12 protein-coding genes are annotated in these 18021 nt (G+C 66.7%); 6 read left to right on the top strand and 6 right to left on the bottom strand.

Annotation, left to right across the window (positions count from 1 at the left end):
* Positions 1–48: 48 nt before the first annotated feature.
* From BMW54_RS00960 to BMW54_RS00945, 6 genes are all read left to right on the top strand, one after another.
* Complete coding sequence (locus BMW54_RS00960; protein WP_254778979.1) at positions 49–1866, top strand: type IV secretory system conjugative DNA transfer family protein; 1818 nt, start codon at positions 49–51, stop codon at positions 1864–1866.
* A gap of 15 nt (positions 1867–1881) precedes the next feature.
* Positions 1882–2571: a hypothetical protein gene (locus BMW54_RS18375; RefSeq protein ID WP_139206003.1), complete on the top strand. Its 690-nt coding sequence runs from the start codon at positions 1882–1884 to the stop codon at positions 2569–2571.
* 24 nt (positions 2572–2595) lie between these two features.
* Positions 2596–3405 carry a hypothetical protein gene (locus BMW54_RS18370; RefSeq protein ID WP_139206002.1) on the top strand — a complete coding sequence of 270 codons (810 nt, stop codon included), beginning with the start codon at positions 2596–2598 and terminating at the stop codon, positions 3403–3405.
* Between the two features lie 146 nt (positions 3406–3551).
* A complete protein-coding gene (locus tag BMW54_RS00955; protein WP_090052187.1) occupies positions 3552–4196 on the top strand; it encodes a hypothetical protein in 645 nt (214 codons plus the stop codon).
* Positions 4197–4265: 69 nt separating this feature from the next.
* Entirely contained in the window at positions 4266–5441 is a 1176-nt protein-coding gene (locus tag BMW54_RS00950; protein WP_090052185.1) for a Tle-like phospholipase domain-containing protein, read from the top strand.
* Complete coding sequence (locus BMW54_RS00945) at positions 5438–6322, top strand: hypothetical protein (RefSeq protein WP_139206001.1); 885 nt, start codon at positions 5438–5440, stop codon at positions 6320–6322. Before BMW54_RS00950 ends, BMW54_RS00945 begins: the two co-directional genes overlap by 4 nt.
* A gap of 45 nt (positions 6323–6367) precedes the next feature.
* Here the strand turns inward: BMW54_RS00945 and BMW54_RS00940 are convergent, their stop codons facing one another.
* The 6 genes from BMW54_RS00940 to BMW54_RS00915 form a co-directional block, all read right to left on the bottom strand.
* Positions 6368–6838, bottom strand: coding sequence for a chemotaxis protein CheW (locus tag BMW54_RS00940; protein ID WP_090052182.1), 471 nt, complete (start codon positions 6836–6838; stop codon positions 6368–6370).
* Positions 6835–8559, bottom strand: coding sequence for a chemotaxis protein CheB (locus BMW54_RS00935; RefSeq protein ID WP_090052180.1), 1725 nt, complete (start codon positions 8557–8559; stop codon positions 6835–6837). The genes BMW54_RS00940 and BMW54_RS00935 overlap by 4 nt, the downstream gene beginning before the upstream one ends.
* Positions 8552–14854, bottom strand: a complete 6303-nt coding sequence (locus BMW54_RS00930; RefSeq protein WP_090052179.1) for an Hpt domain-containing protein — start codon at positions 14852–14854, stop codon at positions 8552–8554. Before BMW54_RS00930 ends, BMW54_RS00935 begins: the two co-directional genes overlap by 8 nt.
* A gap of 4 nt (positions 14855–14858) precedes the next feature.
* Entirely contained in the window at positions 14859–16892 is a 2034-nt protein-coding gene (locus BMW54_RS00925) for a methyl-accepting chemotaxis protein (RefSeq protein ID WP_090052178.1), read from the bottom strand.
* A gap of 177 nt (positions 16893–17069) precedes the next feature.
* Positions 17070–17615 (bottom strand): chemotaxis protein CheW, encoded by a 546-nt coding sequence (locus BMW54_RS00920; RefSeq protein ID WP_090052177.1) that lies wholly within the window; start codon positions 17613–17615, stop codon positions 17070–17072.
* A 7-nt stretch (positions 17616–17622) separates the two neighbouring features.
* Positions 17623–17997 carry a response regulator gene (locus tag BMW54_RS00915; protein ID WP_090052176.1) on the bottom strand — a complete coding sequence of 125 codons (375 nt, stop codon included), beginning with the start codon at positions 17995–17997 and terminating at the stop codon, positions 17623–17625.
* Positions 17998–18021: the final 24 nt, after the last annotated feature.

Raw genomic sequence — 18021 nt, 5'->3', positions numbered from 1 at the left:
GCCCACCTCATGGGTAAGCATTCCGCGTCGTTCACAAGGAGTGTTTCCATGATGCTCGCCTGGAAGGCGCTGGTCATCGTCCTCGCGACGCTCGTCGCGTCCGCCGCCGCGGCCTACGGGTCCGGCTTCCTGATCTACCTGCTCCTGTCCATCGACGCGCCGGTGCACTGGGATACCGCGTGGGGCTACGCGCGGGTGCTCGATGAGCCACCGTACCGGGCCTTCGCATGGCGCATCAAACTGGGCATCGGGCTCGGATGCGCCCTGCCCCTTCTCGCTTGGTGCGCGCTGCTGTGGCCCGTCGTGCGTTCGCTCTTCCGGGACGGCCCGGGCGAAGAGTCGACGCATGGCGACGCCCGCTTCGCGACGCTGGCCGACCTGAAGAAAGCCGGCCTCCTGACCCGCACGAGGCAAGGCATCCTCATCGGCAAGTACCGAGGCCGGGAACTGTGGCTGGGCGGCGCCCAGCACGTCATCACCATCAGTCCGACACGCTCGGGCAAGACCGCGAGCGTCGCCAAGCCGGTCGCGCTCTCTTACGAGGAATCGATGGTGGTGCTCGACGTGAAGGGCGAGCTGTACCAGGACACCAGCGGCTGGCGCGAAGCGCAGGGCCAGCTGATCCGCGTGTGGGCACCGTACGACGACGCAGGCAACACCCATCGCTTCAACCCGATGACCGTGCTCGACGGCATGGTCCCGGGCAAGCGCATCGGCGAGATCCAGACCATCGCGGCCATCCTCTATCCCGACGCACCCGGGCAGGATCCGTTCTGGATATCGCAGGCCCGCGCGGCGTTCACGGCGTTCGCCTCGTACCTGTTCGAAGCGTGGGACCACGGCCTGGCGACCACGCGCGGGCCGGGACCTGACGTCAACACGTCCGATGCCTTCCCGTCCTTCGAACGGATCCTGCGGCTCTCCAGCGGCGACGGCGAACGCGGCACGAAGGCCATGCTGCAGCTGATCCTGAAGAAGCCCTGCTTCGCCTTCGTCAGCACGCAGACGCGCACCGTGTTCCGGAACCTCGCAAGCCTCTCCGAAGACACCTTCTCGTCGGTCATCGCATCCATGCAGGCGCCGCTACAGCAGTTCCTGAGTCCCATTCTGGCGGCGGCGACGAACGCCACCGACATCGACGTGACCAGCCTGCGCCGCCGGCTCACCACCCTGTACGTGATCATTCCGACCAACAAGCTCGACGAGAGCGCGAAGCTGCTCAACATCTTCTTCAGCAGCGTCATCGGCAACAACCTGGACAAGCAGTTGGGCGAAGAGCCGGATCTCAGGCACCAGATGCTCATGCTGATGGACGAGTTCACGGCCATGGGCAGAGTCGACGTCTGGGCGAAGCGGATATCGATCTCCGCCAGCTACGGCGTGCGCGACCTCTGCATCGTGCAGAGCCGCGCCCAGCTCGACGGCACCTACGGCGAGAACGACGCACAGAACTTCATCACCAACCATGGCGCGCAGATCGTCTTCGCCCCGCGCGAGCAGGCCGATGCCAACGCGTACAGCGAAATGCTCGGCTACCGGACCGTCCGCAGGAGCCAGCGCAGCACTAGCCGTGGCGGCAGCGGGCACCAGGTGTCGACCAGCCACTCGGAAGAGCGCCGCGCCCTGCTCCTTCCGCAGGAGATCAAGGAACTACCGTCCGACGACGAACTGATCTTCTACGAAGGCTGCAAACCCATCCGCGCGCAGAAGAATTGGTTCTTCAAGGACAAGGTGTACCGGCAACGGGCGAGCCTGCCGCCCGCGCGGATCGTGCGGCCCACGGAGCATGCGGCACCTCCCGCAACCCAGTCCGAGTTCGCGGCGAAGCCGGCGACCGAGGCCACGCGCGTCGCGCTGGCCAGCTGACGATCAAGGATGCGCATGAGTCTTCTCACATGGATCCTCTTTTTTCTGCTCCAGCCTTCGACACCGGCTTCCACCGCGCCAACGAAGCATTTCAGCCCGCCCCCGTTGAACCCGCATCCCAAAGAGGCCCTGCACGTCACGGTGTCCTTCGATCGCCCGGAAGATGCAAGTCGATACACCGTAGCCATGAAAGCGCGCTACTGGAATCAGCAAAGGGAATGCGGATACGTCGAGCCTGACTGGAACCGTCGTTTCGTTTATCCGGAAGGGATCGTTGATATTCCCAATCAGAGCCGCAGAGCAGACCGGGCAGAGTTCGACATCTATCTGGATCGCTACATCAGGGGAACCTGCAGCTGGGAGTTTGCATCCCCCGACTTCACCATTCGTGACACCTATACGGGCATCGAACTGACGGGCGACTGGGGACTCCGCGATGACCTGAATCCCGGCGCCGAATACAGAGCGATCTGCCCCTTTCGGCGCAGTAAGTATTCGAAGGGCTGCTTCGGCAGGCACCCGGTCCCGGATTCGCCTTGGCACAACCAAATTCCCGCCGAGAACCGCATACCCATCACAGTTCGGGTCTCGCAGAACTCCACCTCGCTTCGTCAGCGAGTTCCGGGCTTCTTCGACAACTTCCTCGAACCAGTGACGCCAAGCGAACCAACCTCCTCGGCATCACCAAGCGAAACCCATTTATAGAAGCACCCATCCAAGGAATCGGATATGCATCGACCACGCGAGAAACGGTTCGACCCTATCGGGCACCTGATTCCGAAGCCTCACCAGACCCACGCGCCATTCGGGCACATGGCACGAGAGAGCACGATCGGAATGACATCTCCGAAGCCATTTCGACACGGCATTGCAGCTGCAATCCTGATGATGGCCCTTCCAAGCGCGGTCGCGCAGACAAAGGTATTTACGCCACCCCCTCTGAATCCTCATCCGAGAGAAGCGTTGCATATCACCGTTTCGTTCGATCGACCGGAGGACGGCGATCGCTATTCCATCATTCTGAGCGCGCACTACCAGAACCAGCAGCGCGAGTGCGGTCACGTCGAGGACAACTGGAACCGGCTGTTCATCTATCCAGAGGGCACGTTCGAGATCCAAAACAAGAGTCGCAACCCAAGACAGGCAAAGTTCGACGTCTACCTCGATCGCTACAACCGAGAGCAGTGCAACTGGGAATTCACCTCTCCACAGATTCGAGTGCTCGACACCTATACGGGCAAATTTCAAATTCCGGATTGGGGTGGGCGCGAAGACCTACGTCCCGGCACGACATACCGGGCGACATGCCCGTTCCGAAACAGCGAGTTCGCGCAACAGTGCTTTGGTAAACGCCCTGTGCCCGAGACAGCCCTTTACGAGGCCGTCCCCCAGAGCCGACGCATCCGAATCACCGTATATGTTCGAGAAGACTCCGCACCGTTACGACCCAGGAGCCCGAGCCATTTCGACAATTTCGTGAGTCCGTTGCCACAACTCGATACGCAGACCGTGCCACCAGCGCCTGGCGGCAGAGACTAACCGCAGTCATCCAAGGAGTCGGCTATGCCTTTGCCCCATGATCAAGGAACTCAGAGCGCCCGGGCGGAAAGGGAGTCGCACCCTACGAGCAAAGCGAGCAGGCAGTCCACCGCATCCGCGCTGCCGGTGAGAGGAAGAACGGTCACATGAACGCTCGTCAACAGATGGTCATCTCACTCATCCTGCACTCGATGCTCTTCGGCTGCACCGAAAAGAAGGATCTGAGCCCACCACCACTAAACCCCCATCCCACCGAGGCACTCCACGTCACCGTTTCCTTCGATCGTCCAGACGATGCCAATCGCTACACGATCATCATGAACGCGCTCTACCAGAATCAACAGAGCGAATGCGGCTACACCGAGGGCAGTTGGAACCGTCGCTTCATCTATCCGAAGGGATCGTTCGAGATTCCGGCCACTGCGCGCTACGCGGGACAGGCGGACTTCGACATCTATCTCGACAGATATAACCGGGCGTCCTGTAACTGGGAGCTCGCTTGGCCAGACTTTTCAGTGCGTGATAACTACACGGGAAAGGTGCTGACTGGCGAATGGGGAACGCGCAAAGACCTTTCTCCCGGCAAGACGTATAGAGCGATATGTCCGTTCAGCGACTCCGAGTATGCACAGCGATGCTTCGGTAACCAGCCCATCCCGAACACGCCTCTCTACAACAGCATTCCTAGAGAGAGGCGCATACCAGTGACCCTTCATGTATCGAAGGATTCCGCGCCGCTGCACCCCGAACCGCCCAGTCACTTCGAGAATTTCGTTCGGCCCGTGCCGTAAGCCGACGTTCCATCGCCGACACCAGTGAACAGCAACCATCAGCAACCACAACCATCCAAGGAATCGGATATGACATTCTCCTCCGACCAATATGCATTTTTGTCGCAGACGATCTACGAGCCGCTAGATGTTGGTAGCAAGCTCCGAAGCGATACGCGCGAGTTCAGGGTTCGCTACATTTCGCCGCTGTCCTCCACAAACTATCGCGGCATGGTGGTGCAGGACGTTGCGACCGGGCAGCTCGTCGTCGTAAACAAGGGCACAGATCCAACAAATGTTCACGACCTTATCGCCGACCTTGGCATGGGCATGATGGGTGCGCCCACGCAGTGGCCGGAGGCCGCGAGAACCATGCGATGGGCGCTGGACTACGCGGAGCAAAACCATATTCCGAAGGGCCACATCAGCATTACCGGCCATTCTCTCGGCGGGGCGCTTGCCCAGCTGCAAGCCAGCCTTCCCGAGGCTGCCGGTATCCGAGCGGAAACGTTCAACGCCTACGGTGCGGAAGCCATGGCGGCTGCACTCGGCAGAACCCAGCCCCTCGACGTCGATTCAGCGAGAACTCGCGTGGTCAATCACCGCATGTTTCATGATCCAGTGTCCAAGTTTGCGGGACATATCGGCTCCGACAAGTTCTACATGGACCAGAGCGACTATCCGCGGCACAAGGAGGGCAGCCTCTTTCCCATTGGCGAGGCCGTCTCGACCGCGGCGGCGCACGGCATCGGCAACTTCTGGGACAAGGAACGCAATGAGCCGGGCGCGGTTTTCGCGCACAGCTACATGCTTGATCTGCAGCATCGCCCGCTGGACGACCTTCCGCCCGGCGTTCCGCTCGACCTGTCGGCACCATGGAACATTCTGGGCGAACAGCAGCGCGCGCCGGTGTCGCCCCACGGCGTCGGTCACCTCGGTGACGAGACGCGGGCGCTGTACAGCGCCCTGCAGGAACGCGTTCCCGACGCGGGGCCGAAGCGACTCATGCAGTTCACCGCGGCGTGTCATGAGAACGGCATCACGGCCGGGAACCTCGACCGGGTTTATCTCAATGAAGAGGCGATGACGATCGAGTTCCACGGCAAGAGCTGGCTCGCGGTGCCGACGGTCATCGATCTGAAAAAGCCATCCCCCGAGCCGGAGCATTCGGTCCGCCAGATCCAGCAGGTCGACCAACAACAGCAGGCAATCGACCAGTACATCGCGCAGACCGCCCAGCTCGGCCGGCAGGGGCCGACGCGATGAGGTGGCCATTGTTCGGACGCGACGAGAGCGCCAAGCGCATGGCCCGATACGACGTGCGCACCGCCGAACTGACGGCGCTGCGCCGTCACCTTCCCGCGATGCGGACGACGGCGGATGAACTCGCGCACGGTGTCGCCCATCTGCAGGTGCTGACCGGCACGGCGGCGCTGCAGCAGTCGGTGTACGGAGTCACCGCGCTGAGCGATCTGCACGCGGCGGCGATCTCGGACCTCGAGCAGGGACGCGACTTCGGCGCGATGATCCTGGCGAAGGAAGGCATTCGCCTCGCGGTGGACGCGACCTATGTGTTCTGCGATCCGGAGGGCAGCCGTCTGGAGGCGCTGATACGCCATCAGCTGGATGCCGAGCGGGAGCGGCTCGCCCATTGGAAGCGCGCCTTTCCCGAAGACACCCAGCCAGGTCCGTGCCTCAGGCGACTGGACGACCTCTGCCGCCGGTCGCCCTGGTACGCCCAGGCGCCCGAATGGCCGTCGTTCGTCACGCGGGCGGAAGCCGTGGGCCTCGACTCATGGGTTCACCCCATCTTCTCGGCCGCGAGCGGCGCGAGCGAAGCGGCTACGCGGCAATTCATCAACGCGGTGGAACGCGAACAGCTACCGGAATCCGAGCTTGCCGCCGCGTCGCGCTACCGGACGGCACGCGACCTTTCGGACACCCTTTACGTGGAAGCGGTGGCGCTGCTCCTCTTCGCCCACGTGTTGCACCAGCTGTCGGTCAATGTCGGCGATGCCGTGGCGACCACCGTGGCGGAGTGCGCCAAGGAACGCATGGAGTCGCTCCTCGCCGAGCACGACGCGCTCGCCGAAGCGCATGTCGATGACAGGAACGTGTACTTCGCGGTGCGTTCTGCCGGCGGTTGACGGCGTTTTTTCGCGCCCAGGTGCGCTTCAACGGTGGGGACGCGATCAGGCTTCCGCGAGCATGCCGACGAGCGTGGTCTCGAGCTCTTCCAGGTCCGGGATGATCGCCGTGTCGTCGCGCACGAGGACGCGGGCGCGTACGCCGAACGGCAGCTCGTGCCCGTTGTGGGTGGGCAGGAGCAGTTCGGCGTTGAGCGTCGTCAGGCGCGGGAAGCCATGGGTGAGGACCGCGATGTAGGGAAGCTCTGCGTGCTCGCTCACGGACTTCAGCACGGCGACGCGCGATGCCTGCGCGGGGGCGTCCTCCGGCAGGCTGGCGACGTGGTCGAAGCTGACGAGCGGAATGCTCCAGCCGCGCCAGGCGATGCGCCCGAGTAGCCACGAGGGCGCGTCCGCCACCGGCTCGACGCCGGCCAGCGTGATCACTTCGGCCACCGCGGCGTTGGGCAGCAGGAGGCGCACGCCGCCGCTGGGAATCAGGACGCAGCGGATCTCGCGCGGTAACGGCTCGCTCATGGGAATTCCTCGATCAGTTTCTGCGCCAGGGCACGTGCGTCCCCGGCGAACCCGGCCACCCGCTCTTCGCGAATGCCGGTGACCATGTGCCCAGCCTCGAACTCGGGCGGCACGGTCTCGACCCAAACGCGGCCACCGCCGTCGTACACGGCCTGCGCGCCGGCGACCGCGTCGTTGCCCTGTCCGGCGAACACGATCGCCAGGGCATCGGCGCCGAAGCCACCCGCGAGGGTGCTCAGGATGCCGTCGATCGAAGGGCCAGTCGCGTTAGCGGAGCTGCCATCGTCGTGGAGGGTGACGCTGCCGTCGCGACGGACCTGGACATGCGAACCGCGCGGCACGACGAGGCAGTCGCCGTGGTTCACGTGACTGCGATCGGTGGCGACACGGCCGCGACCGAGCCGCGCGGCGAGCGCGTCGGCATCGCCGTGATGGTGGGCCGCGACGATCAGCACGGCGGGCACCCGGGAGGGCAACGCCGCCAGGAAACTCGCGATGGAGGCTTCGCTCTCGTGCGTGCCGCCGACCACGACCACCCGGCGCACGGCGCGCGAGGCACCTTCGAGAAACATTTCGTGCGAGAAGGCACCGTCGGTGGGGGGCGCGACCGCCTCCTCCATCGATACCAGTTCGAGCGAGAGTCCGGCCTCGAGCCCGTGCGTTCCGTCGTCGACGACATCCTGCGCGAGGAACTCGGCGGCACTCAAGGTCTCGATGCCGAACTCGGCCGGTGGGGCGCGATCGACCGGCTGCACGACCACGGCGTCGTGGTCGACCAGGTCCCACTCGGGGACCGGCGGCGGCACGTATTCGGTCGCACGGGATTCGATGTCGAGGGTCGGCAGCGCGGCGTCGGTCGGCGGCGGTGCCGATTCTTCGATCGACGCGAGGCTGAAGCGGCTCACGTCGAATTCGCGCTCGACCGGCGCGGCCGCCAACGGCTCGTCTTCGACGACCTCGAAACCGGACAGATCGAGCGACGCCAGTTCCGTCAGCTCGACCGGCGACGAAGCGATGGACTCGATGTCGTCGCCGCCGATCGGGCCGGAACCGGTGTCGGCCAGCAACGCCTCGAGTTCGGCGGCGAGTTCGGTGGGATCCGCACCCTGCCCTTCGTCGTCCACGACATCGAGCGGCGTGGAGAAGTCCAGGTCGTCCATGCGGTCGGCCTCGATGCCGGAGACCTCGTCGAACGCGACATCGGCGGCCGCGTCGACCGGCGCCGGCGCCGGCGCCGGCGCGTCGGGGTAGCCGTGGCTGCCGGTGATCGCGAGATCGTCGACCAGCGGCTCGGCCAGGAGCTCTTCGGACGGCGCCGCGATGCCGGCGATCGCGCTCACGCGCGGCTCGATGGCGCGCGCGTCGTCGGGCCGGGGCGGATCGAGCGCGATCTCGCCCACGAGCTTGGCCGCGAGGTGCCGCGCCCAGCGGGCACGATCCCATCCCTGCAGCTGGCGGCTGGCATCGGCGTCGTTGAAGACGAGGCGCGGGTGGCCTCCTTCCACGGTGTCGTAGAGGCGATCGAGATCGTCGTCGCCGGGATCGTCGAGGTCGACCACGACGACGTCCGCCGACGAGCCGACGAGCTCCGCCGGGGCGAACGACTTGAGGTCGGACTCGTAGACGATGCGGGCGCCCTGCGCGACGAGCGCCTCGCGCAGGTGGGCGGACAGTCCTTCATCGTCGAAGAGCAGCGCGACCGTCGCCTGCCGGTCAACCATGGTGGACTCCGAGCACGTCGTTGATCTGCACGATGAGGTCGTTCTCCTGATACGGCTTGCCGATGTAGCGATCCACGCCGATGTCGAACGCGCGCTGGCGATGCTTGTCGCCGGTGCGCGACGTGATCATGATGATCGGCACGCCGGCCAGCCGTTCGTCGGCCTTCATCTGCGTCGCGAGTTCGTAGCCGTCCATTCGCGGCATCTCGATGTCGAGCAGCATCAGGTCGGGCACGCGTTCATTGAGCTTCTCGAGCGCGTCCACGCCGTCCTTCGCCGTCATCACCTCGAACTCGTGGCGCTCCAGCACTCGGCCGGTGACCTTGCGCATCGTGATGGAGTCGTCGACCACCATCACCAGCGGTTTCACGCGGACCTCGTCCTGGGCACGCGGCGCATGCGGCACCTGCGCCTCGGCCTCGAACGCGCGGCGGGCGACGCCATGGCGCACCAGCGGCGCGAGGTCGAGAATCATCAGCACCGAGCCGTCGCCCATGATCGTCGCGCCGAGCACGCCCGGCACCGAGCTGACCTGCGGACCCACCGGCTTGACGACGATTTCGCGCGAACCCAGCACGGCGTCGACGCGGATCGCGGCGCGCAGGTCGCCGGAGCGGGCGAGCAGGAGCGGGATGTCCCCTTCGTCCGGCGACGAGATCACATGCACGCCGAGCAGCTGCGGCAGGTCGTGGATCGCGTATTCCTCGCCGACATAATCGAACGACGGCGACTCGTCCGCCATGCGATGGGCGAGTTCGTTCGGTTCGACGCGCGCCACGCCGTGGACCGACGTCATCGGGATCGCGTAGTTCGTCTCGCCGATGCGGACGATCAGGGCCTGCGTCACGGCGAGCGTGAACGGCAGGCGCATCACGAACGTGGTGCCCTCGCCCTTCTGCGATTCGATCGCGAGCGTGCCGCCGAGCTGCTTGATCTCGTTGGCCACGACGTCCATGCCGACGCCACGGCCCGCCACCTGGGTGACCTTCTCCGCCGTGGAGAAGCCGGGCACCTGCGTGAGCTGGAAGATCTGGTCGTCGGAAACGCGGGCGTCCGGACGCAGCAGGCCGCGTTCGATCGCCTTGGCGCGGATCGCGTCGCGATCCATGCCCGCACCGTCGTCCGAGAGGCGCACGACGACCTCGGTCGCCTCGCGTGCCACCTGGATGCGGACGGTACCTTCGGCGTTCTTGCCCGCGGCCTCGCGGGCGTCCGGGGTTTCGATGCCATGCGCGACGGCGTTGCGCAGCATGTGCTCGAACGGCGCCTTGATGCGGTCGAGCATGTTGCGGTCCATTTCGCCGTTGGCGCCCTCCACCACGAGCTGGGCGCGCTTGCCCACGTCCGAGGCGGCCTGGCGCAGCGTGCGGCGAAGGTTCGGCACCATCGCGTCGAACGGCAGCATGCGCGTCTGCATGAGGCCTTCCTGCAGTTCCGCGTTGACCTTCTGCTGCTGGAGCAGGAGGTTCTCGGACTGACGGGTCAGCTCGTCGAGGATCGTCTGCAGCGACACGAGATCGGAGACCGATTCGGCCAGCGCGCGCGAGTACTGCTGGAGCTGCGAGAAGCGATCGAGTTCGAGCGGATCGAAGCTCGTCACGCCGGTGTCGCGATGCTCCTGGTGGTAGCGCGCGATGATCTGCGCTTCCGTTTCGATCTCCAGCATGCGCAGCTGGCTGCGCAGGCGGCTGACCGTCTGCTCGTGCTCGGTGAGTGCCGAGCGGAAGCTCGCGGTCTGCTGCTCCAGGCGGGAGCGGTAGATCGAGACTTCACCCGCATGGTTCACGAGCGTGTCGAGCATGTCCGCGCGGACGCGGATCTGCTCCTGCGACGCGCGCTGGATTTCTTCTTCCTCGAACTCCGGCAGCAGGTCCGGCAGCTCGCGGTCGAGCACCGGCGGTTCCGGCTCGGGCGTGGCTTCGTACGCGGGGGCCGGCACCATGACGGCGGCCTCGCGTTCCTCGCGGTACGCCTCCGCGGTGAGGGTGTCCGGCGCGATGGGCGCACCCGCCAGACGCGCGAACGGCTCGATGTCCGCGTCGACGAGGCCGATCGCCCTGCCCTGCGCGATGCTCTGGATCATGCCGTGCAGGCGGTCGAAGCCGACCTCCATCGCCTCGATGGCGGCGCGATCGCTCTCGCGCTGACCACCGGCGACGGCGTCGAGCAGGGCCTCCATGGCGTGCGACAGGTCGCCCACCGCGGCCATGCCCGCCATGCGTGCGCTGCCCTTGAGCGTGTGCAGATCGCGCTGCAGCGCGGTGACGTGCTCGGCCTGCTCGGGCTCCGCGCGCCACGACGCGAGCGACGCGTCCGCGTGATCGAGGATCTCGCGGCCTTCCTCGATGAAGACCTCGAGCAGGTCCGTGTCGATGTCCGCGTACGGCGACAGTTCGGGAACCAGTGCCGGCGCGGGTTCGTCGATCGGCGTGTGCACCGGCTCGGCGACGGCTTCGTGCGACTGGTCTTCGATGACGACGGGTGCCCCATCGACCCGCTCCGCCTCGACTTCGGGCTCGAACTCGGGCTCGAACTCGGGCTCGGCCTCGGGCGTCACCTCGGCGACGGATTCGAAGGCGGGCTCCGCGTCGGCCGCGGTGTCTTCCAGGAACGAGGGCTCGTCCAGCGCCGCCGCATCGTCGGTGGATGCCATGTCCGCGGCGATCAGCTCGTCGGCCAGGAAACCCTCCTCCTCGGACACCGTCTCGTCGATCGCTTCCGCGTCGACGCGCGGCTCGACCATGCCGTCGTCCGTGTGCAGCACCTCGCCGTCGTGCGACATCGGCTGCGGCAGGGGCTCGTCGTGCGGCACGACGGGGGTCGTGCCTTCGATGTCGCCGACCAGCGCGCGCCAGGCCGCTTCTTCGTTCGCGTCGTAGGTGAGGATCGGCTTGACCTCGCCCTCGGGCTTTTCGACCTCGAAGCGCTCGATCGACGCCATGAGTTCGGCGGTCAGGTCGTCCGCCGACTGCGACGGTTCGAACGACCCCACGTCGACGACCGGCAGCTCGTCGAACGGTTCCTCCTCGGGTTCCGCTTCGACAGGCGCGGACTCGATCGCCTCGTCGGCAAGCTCGTCTTCGAGCAGCGCCTCGTCGAGCGTCGGCGCGGCCGGCTCGGGCTGGTCTTCCGGCAGCCAGGCGTCCGCTTCGTCGACTTCCACCGACGATACGACCGGCTCGTCGAGCGCGAGGTCCGCCTCGGCGTCCTCTTCCGCCAGGACCGGGTCCGCCTCGTAGAGGATGTGCGCGACCGTCGCTTCCGGTTGTTCGTCGCGCAACGACGCGATACGCGCGGCGAGCCCGGAGACGTCGGGAACACGCGGATCGGGCTCGTCGAACAGCGCCATGACGTGGTCGACGAGGTCGGCGGCTTCCGTGAGCGCGGCCACGCCGTCGGCGCCGAGCGGGAGACCCGTGGCGCGCACGCGCTTGACCAGACCCTCCAGCGGCGCGAGCACCTGGATCAGGACCGGGATGTCGACCATGCCGATGGCGCCATGCAGCGTGTGCACGGCGCGCAGCAGGCCGTCGTCGACCGGGAGCGCTTCCTCGCCGGCGCGCGCGAGGTGCGCGCGGATGACATTGAGGTACTGCCCGACTTCCGTGCGCAGGATGTCGAGCAGGACGGCATCGACCGGGGGCAGCGAAGGCGCGTTGAACGCCGGTTCGGCGGCCACCGCTTCCGGGGCCTGGAACGCTTCCACCGGCTCCGGCTCGACGGACGCTTCCGCTGTCGACTCGACGGGGGTTTCGACCGGCGCCTGGCCATAGGCCGCGAAACCCGCGACCGGCACGGCGGCGATCGTGTCGCGCGGAACGCGACGCTTCACCTTGCTGCGGACGCGATGGATGGAATGACGCGCGATGTCCTCGACGTAGGCGGTGTCGCCCATGGCGAGTCGATCGGCGGTCTCCATGATCGCGGCGATCGGTGCCGCCGGCGTCGCGTCGCCTTCCAGCGCCGCCTTGAGTTGCGGCAAGGCGTCGACAGCGTGACGCACCAGCGCCTGCACGCCGTCGTGCGCGCCGATGGTGCCGTCGAGCACGCGATTGAGCATGTTCTCGACCTTCCAGGCGAATTCGCCCAGAAGACGGGCGCCGACCAGGCGGCCGGAACCCTTCAGCGTATGGAACGAGCGGCGGATCGGCACGAGCGCGTCGTTGCGCTCCGGCTCGACCAGCCAGTTCGCCAGGCCCGTACGCAGGTTGCCGATCTCCTCCTCGGTTTCCTCCAGGAAGATCTCGCGGATCTCGTCGTCGATGCCGTCGACCGTGATCTGGAAACCGGCGAACTCGGCCATGCCGGTTCCACCCACTTCCTGCTCGATCTCTTCCTCGATCTCGACCCAGTCGTCCTCGTCCGCGACGGCGGGCGCTTCCGGATGAGCCGCGGCGATCTCCGCCTCGGTGGGCGGTTCGTCGACGAGGTCGAAACTGTCGGCGAAGCTCGACACCGTCTCGCCCGCGTCGACGCTCGTCGACGGCAGCACGATGTGCGCGATGGCTTCCGCTTCGATGTCGTCGAGCGCGATCCGGCCGAGTTCGTCACCGGCTTCGTCGTGCGCCGACTGCGCGTCGACCGGCACCGGCCAGTAACCCAGCTCGGCGAGGCTCTGCTGCGTGACGTCGAGGATGTGCTCGAGGCCGCCGCGGTGCTCGCGCGCCGCCTCGAGGTAATACTCCAGCGCCGCGAGCGCGTCCGCCAGGCGATCCATCTGCGTGCCGTTGGGCACGCGCCGGTCGCCGAGGAGCTCGCGGTGGATGAACAGGCCGATACCGTCCGCCAGTTCCGCGGGGCGGCCGGCGCCGAGCATGCGCATCGCGCCGCCGATCTCCGCCATCAGTTCGGGCGTTCCGGCCAGCTGCTCGTGGTCCCAGGACGATTCGACAAAGCCGACGATCGCGTCCTTCACCTTCGAGGTGTTGGCCGTCGCCTCGCGCATCAGCGTCGAAAGGATGTGGCGCGCCTCGCTGCGCGGCAGCGGCGACGGGCCGAGGTCCGCGGCGGAAACCTGTTCGCCTTCGGCGCCCAGGCGTTCGATGTGGTCGTCGAGCGACGCTTCGACATAGAGCAGCGCGCCGGCGACGTCGAGCAACGATTCCTCGTCCGGTGCGCGCGCGCCCGTGGCGATCTCGCCGAGGATCCGGCGCTGCTCGCCCACCACGCGGCGCGGCACGCCGAGCGCCAGCATGCCCAGGGTGTCGCCGACGCGGTCGAGCACGTCGGTCTGCTGGCCGAGCTGGGCCGGATCGCCGTCGGGGCGACGCAGGAACAGGTCGAGCGCTTCCTTCACGCGCAGCAGGTCGTCCTTGATGGCGGCCGACACGGTGTCGAGCAGCGCGCGGTTGTGGCCCGACATCGAGCCACGCGCGTGTTCCACTTCCGCCGCCTGGGGCAGCAGTCCGTCCAGACGATAGGTCTGGCGCAGCTCCTCGATGCGCTCGCTGCCCGGCTTGGCCTGGGCGACGTAGTACAGGAGCTTGCGCGCCAGCTCGTCGGAATCGCCGCTGAGCAACGCTTCCTCGCCGCCATCCACGAGTTCGCGGATGACGCGGTCGACGCGGCCGATCAGCTGGCGCACGTCCTTTTCATGGGCCCGCAGCACGCCACGCTCGAGGCCTTCGAGCACGCCGGCGGCGATCCACCACAGGCGGCGGCCGGCGATCGTGTAGCAACGCGCGGCCAGGCTGTCGAGCGTGGCCCGCATGCCGAGAAGCTGTCGCTCGTTGCCCTGCCCGCGGAACCAGGCCAGCAACTGCTGCTGGAAGCGCACGCGTAGCTCGGCGACCTCGGCGCGGTTGGCCTCGGCCATCGCGGGATCGCTCGCGCCCGGCGCGGCGGGCGGCAAGAGCGTGTCGAGGTTCGGCGTGAACAGCGCGGACTCGTGCAGCGATTGCTCGCCACGGCTCGCGCGGAGGTCGTTGAGCAACGGCAGCAGCACGATCGGCACGTCGCGGTGACCGCTCTGCAGGCGCTCCAGGTAATCGGGCATCTGCATCATGCCGCGCATCAGCGCGGCATAGGCGTCGTCGCGATGGGCCACGCGATCGTCGATCAGCGCGGCGACCAGCTGCTCCATTTCGCCCACGACCATCGCGGCGCCGTAGAGCTCCACCATGCGCAAGGTGCCGTGGACCTGGTGAAGATCCGCGGCGCAGGTGTGCATGACGTAGGCGTCGCGAGAGTCCTCGACGTACGACTCGAGGGCCTGGCGTGCCTTGGACAGGGCGTCGTCGAGCTCGGCCTTGACCCAGTGCAGCGTGGTGAAATCGTTGTGGTCTTGAAGTCTCACCGCATCAGCCCGGCAGCTTGAAGTTCGCGACGGAAAGGCGCAGGTCGTTCGCGAGCTGGGCCAGGTTGCCGATCGATTCGGCCGTCTGGCTCGCGCCGAGCGACGTCTGCGACGTGATCTCCTGGATGACGTTCATGGTGGCCGACGTATCCGTCGCCGCGGCCGACTGTTGGCGCGCGGCGGCCGAGATGTTCTGAATCAGCGCCGAAAGATCGTTCGAAACGCGTTCGATATCGCCCAGCGCCGTACCCGCGTCTTCCGCGAGACGGGCACCGGCCACCACTTCCGCGGTGGTCTGTTCCATCGAGCTGACCGCCTCGTTGGTATCGGACTGAATCGTCTGCACCAGCGTTTCGATTCGCTTGGTCGCGCTCGCCGAACGTTCGGCGAGGCGCTGCACTTCGTCCGCGACGACCGCGAAGCCGCGACCCGCCTCACCCGCCGACGCGGCCTGGATGGCCGCGTTCAGGGCGAGGATGTTCGTCTGCTCGGCGATGTCGTTGATGAGTTCCACGATCGAGCCGATCTCCTGCGACGATTCGCCGAGGCGCTTGATTCGCTTGGAGGTCTCCTGAATCTGGTCGCGAATCGAGTCCATGCCCTGGATCGTCTCGCGCACCACTTCCGCGCCGCGCGACGCGATCTGCACCGAGCGCTGCGCCACGTCGGCCGACTCGGCCGAATCCTTCGACACCGTGTCCATCGAGGTCGCGATCTGGTTGATCGCGGACGTCGCGGAGGTGATCTGCTGCGCCTGCTGTTCCGCCGCGTCGGCGAGGTGCATGGCGGTCGCCTGCGTTTCCTGGGCCGCCGCGGAGACGCGCACGGCCGTCTCGTTGATGGTGGTGACGAGGTTGCGCATCTCGTCCACGGCGGAGTTCATGGCGTCCGCGATGGCGCCCGTGATGTCTTCCGTCACGGTGGCCTTGATGGTCAGGTCGCCTTCGGCGAGCGTGCCCATCTCGTCCAGCAACCGCATGATCGCGGTCTGGTTACGCTGGTTCAGTTCCGAGGTGGTCTCGAAGCGGCGGCGCTGGTCGCGCACGAGGTTGTAGACGAGCAGCAGCGCGAAGAGGACCGCGCCGATGGCGCCGAGCAGGCCCCACCACACGTTGGGGAACAGGCGGGTCAGCGGCAGCTTGGCGATCTGGTCGGCGGACTCGTTCGCGCGCAGCAGCACCGTCTGCGAGTCGAGGGAGGCCTGGTTACCCGCGCGCTTCACGTCCTGCAGGTTCGGCGAGGCGGCGACCAGCTGACCGACGGGATCGACCAGGTCGCCCCACGACGTCTGCATGCCTTCGAGAATCTTGCGGGCGTTCGCGTCGCTGATCGCGCGCACGCCGCCATCCGGATTGCCGTCCACGAGGCCCTTGAGCACCGCGCCGTACAGCTGCGCGTCGCGCGAGAGACCGTCGGCCGCGGACTGCGCACCGTCGCCGCCCTGCAGGATCTCCTGCACGCGGCGGATCATGCGGTCGGCCATGAGCATCCAGCGCGCGATGGTGAAGGTCTGCTCCACCGAGGCGTTCTTCTGCTGGACGATGTTGAGCACCTCGTCGGTGCGGGCGTTGAGCAGCGGCATCTGCCGGGAGAACAGGTCCGCGCGTTCGCCCGAGGACAGCACGAGGTCCTTGTTCGAGAGGATCTTGCCGATGTCGGCATCGAGCTGGTGCCAGGCGTTGGCGAGCGCGCCGATCGCGCGGCCGGACTGGGTGGCGTTGTCGTCGGCGTAGGCGGGCATGCCGCTCTTCTCGTCGCCCTTGACCAGGCGCTGCACGGCCGAATCGATGGTATTGCGCGTGGCCGACAGTTCGCGGAAGGAATCGCGGTTGCCGTCGGACGCCTCGAGGGCGTACTTCGCGGTCTGCTGCGAAAGCACCTGCACCTGGGTCGTCAGCGCGATGGCTTCGCGATCCTCGCCGTTCTTGTTGTTCAGCCACCAGAAGTCGACCGACGCCAAACCGATCGCCAGGAGCAGGAACACGATGACGATCGTGTAGCCACGTTCCCGGCCTGCGCCGCCTGCTGTCGTGCTCATATCCACCTCATCCAAACCTGGCAAAACCAGCCGCCGTCGCCTCGACGAGGTCGCCGGCATGACGAAACGGTCGTAACGACCGCCCCTCCGTTCCCATCGCGCGGACGGCCCTGACCGCCGCGCCCATCCTGTGAGGGGACCGGCCGGACGACCGCTCCCCTTCCCCCTGGAGACGCCTTACAGCGCCGCCTGCCGGAAATCCGGCGCACGAACCAGACGGCTCATGCTGAACAATCCGAACGCCTGCTCGCCCAGCTGGACATTGCCGGTGACGAAACGCGCCAGACGCGGATCGCGCTCGTCCTCGCCGGTGCCGCGCTGCTCGTCGTCCATCGTACGCTGGCCGAACACCTCGTCCACGAGCAGTCCGACCGTGCCGCCGTGCTGGCGCACCAGCAGCAGGCGGGTGCGCTCCGACGAAGGCGTCCGCTCGTCGAAGAGGAACCGACCCAGATCGATCGCCGGCACCAGGTTGCCGCGGACGTTCGCCACGCCCATCAGCCAGGGCTGCGTGCCCGGCACGTTGGTCAGCGGAGGGACGGCCAGCAGTTCGTTGATCTCCTCGATGCCGCTGACGAACGCGCGGCGTCCGACGCGGAAACCGATGCCACGCCACAGGCCGAGCGATTCGACGCGCTCCGGCGCGTCGGCCGAATGGGCGAGACACGCGCGCTCGTAACGGGCCAGCAGCTCGAAAGGCGAAAGGGTCGCGATCTCGCTCATGGCCGCCTCAGTGCGTCTTGTTCGGCAGGAGGTTGGCGATGGTGGCGAGCAGTTCCTTCTCGTTCACCGGCTTGGTGATGAAGGCTTTCGCACCCTGCCGCAGACCCCACACGCGGTCCGTTTCCATGGATTTGGTGGTGATCATGACCACGGGCACGTCCGCCGTCGCCGGATCGCGGCTCAGCGTTCGGGTGGCCTGGAAGCCGTTCATGCCGGGCATGATGACGTCCATGATCACGAGGTCGGGCTTGGCCGCGCGGATGCGGTCGATGCCGGCCTCGGCGTTGTCCACGCTCGCAACGGAGAAACCCGCCTTCTCGAGCAACGTGGTGAACACGCGGACGTCGGTGGGCGAGTCGTCGATGATGAGAATATTTGCCACACGTCCCCCTGGACGCCTTGAAGC

It is taken from the genome of Luteibacter sp. 329MFSha (assembly GCF_900111665.1).
Taxonomy (GTDB): Bacteria; Pseudomonadota; Gammaproteobacteria; order Xanthomonadales; family Rhodanobacteraceae; genus Luteibacter.
Note: the sequence above shows the minus strand (reverse complement) of the source record. Positions and strands in the feature narration are given on the sequence as shown.

Bases quoted from the DNA above. Each gene is read 5' to 3' on its own strand.
- BMW54_RS00925 (WP_090052178.1), bottom strand. From the start codon at position 16,892: ATGAGCACGACAGCAGGCGGCGCAGGCCGGGAACGTGGCTACACGATC.
- BMW54_RS00940 (WP_090052182.1), bottom strand. From the start codon at position 6,838: ATGAGCGAGCCGTTACCGCGCGAGATCCGCTGCGTCCTGATTCCCAGC.
- BMW54_RS18370 (WP_139206002.1), top strand. From the start codon at position 2,596: ATGCATCGACCACGCGAGAAACGGTTCGACCCTATCGGGCACCTGATT.
- BMW54_RS00950 (WP_090052185.1), top strand. From the start codon at position 4,266: ATGACATTCTCCTCCGACCAATATGCATTTTTGTCGCAGACGATCTAC.
- BMW54_RS18375 (WP_139206003.1), top strand. From the start codon at position 1,882: ATGAGTCTTCTCACATGGATCCTCTTTTTTCTGCTCCAGCCTTCGACA.
- BMW54_RS00945 (WP_139206001.1), top strand. From the start codon at position 5,438: ATGAGGTGGCCATTGTTCGGACGCGACGAGAGCGCCAAGCGCATGGCC.
- BMW54_RS00920 (WP_090052177.1), bottom strand. From the start codon at position 17,615: ATGAGCGAGATCGCGACCCTTTCGCCTTTCGAGCTGCTGGCCCGTTAC.
- BMW54_RS00955 (WP_090052187.1), top strand. From the start codon at position 3,552: ATGAACGCTCGTCAACAGATGGTCATCTCACTCATCCTGCACTCGATG.
- BMW54_RS00935 (WP_090052180.1), bottom strand. From the start codon at position 8,559: ATGGTTGACCGGCAGGCGACGGTCGCGCTGCTCTTCGACGATGAAGGA.
- BMW54_RS00960 (WP_254778979.1), top strand. From the start codon at position 49: ATGATGCTCGCCTGGAAGGCGCTGGTCATCGTCCTCGCGACGCTCGTC.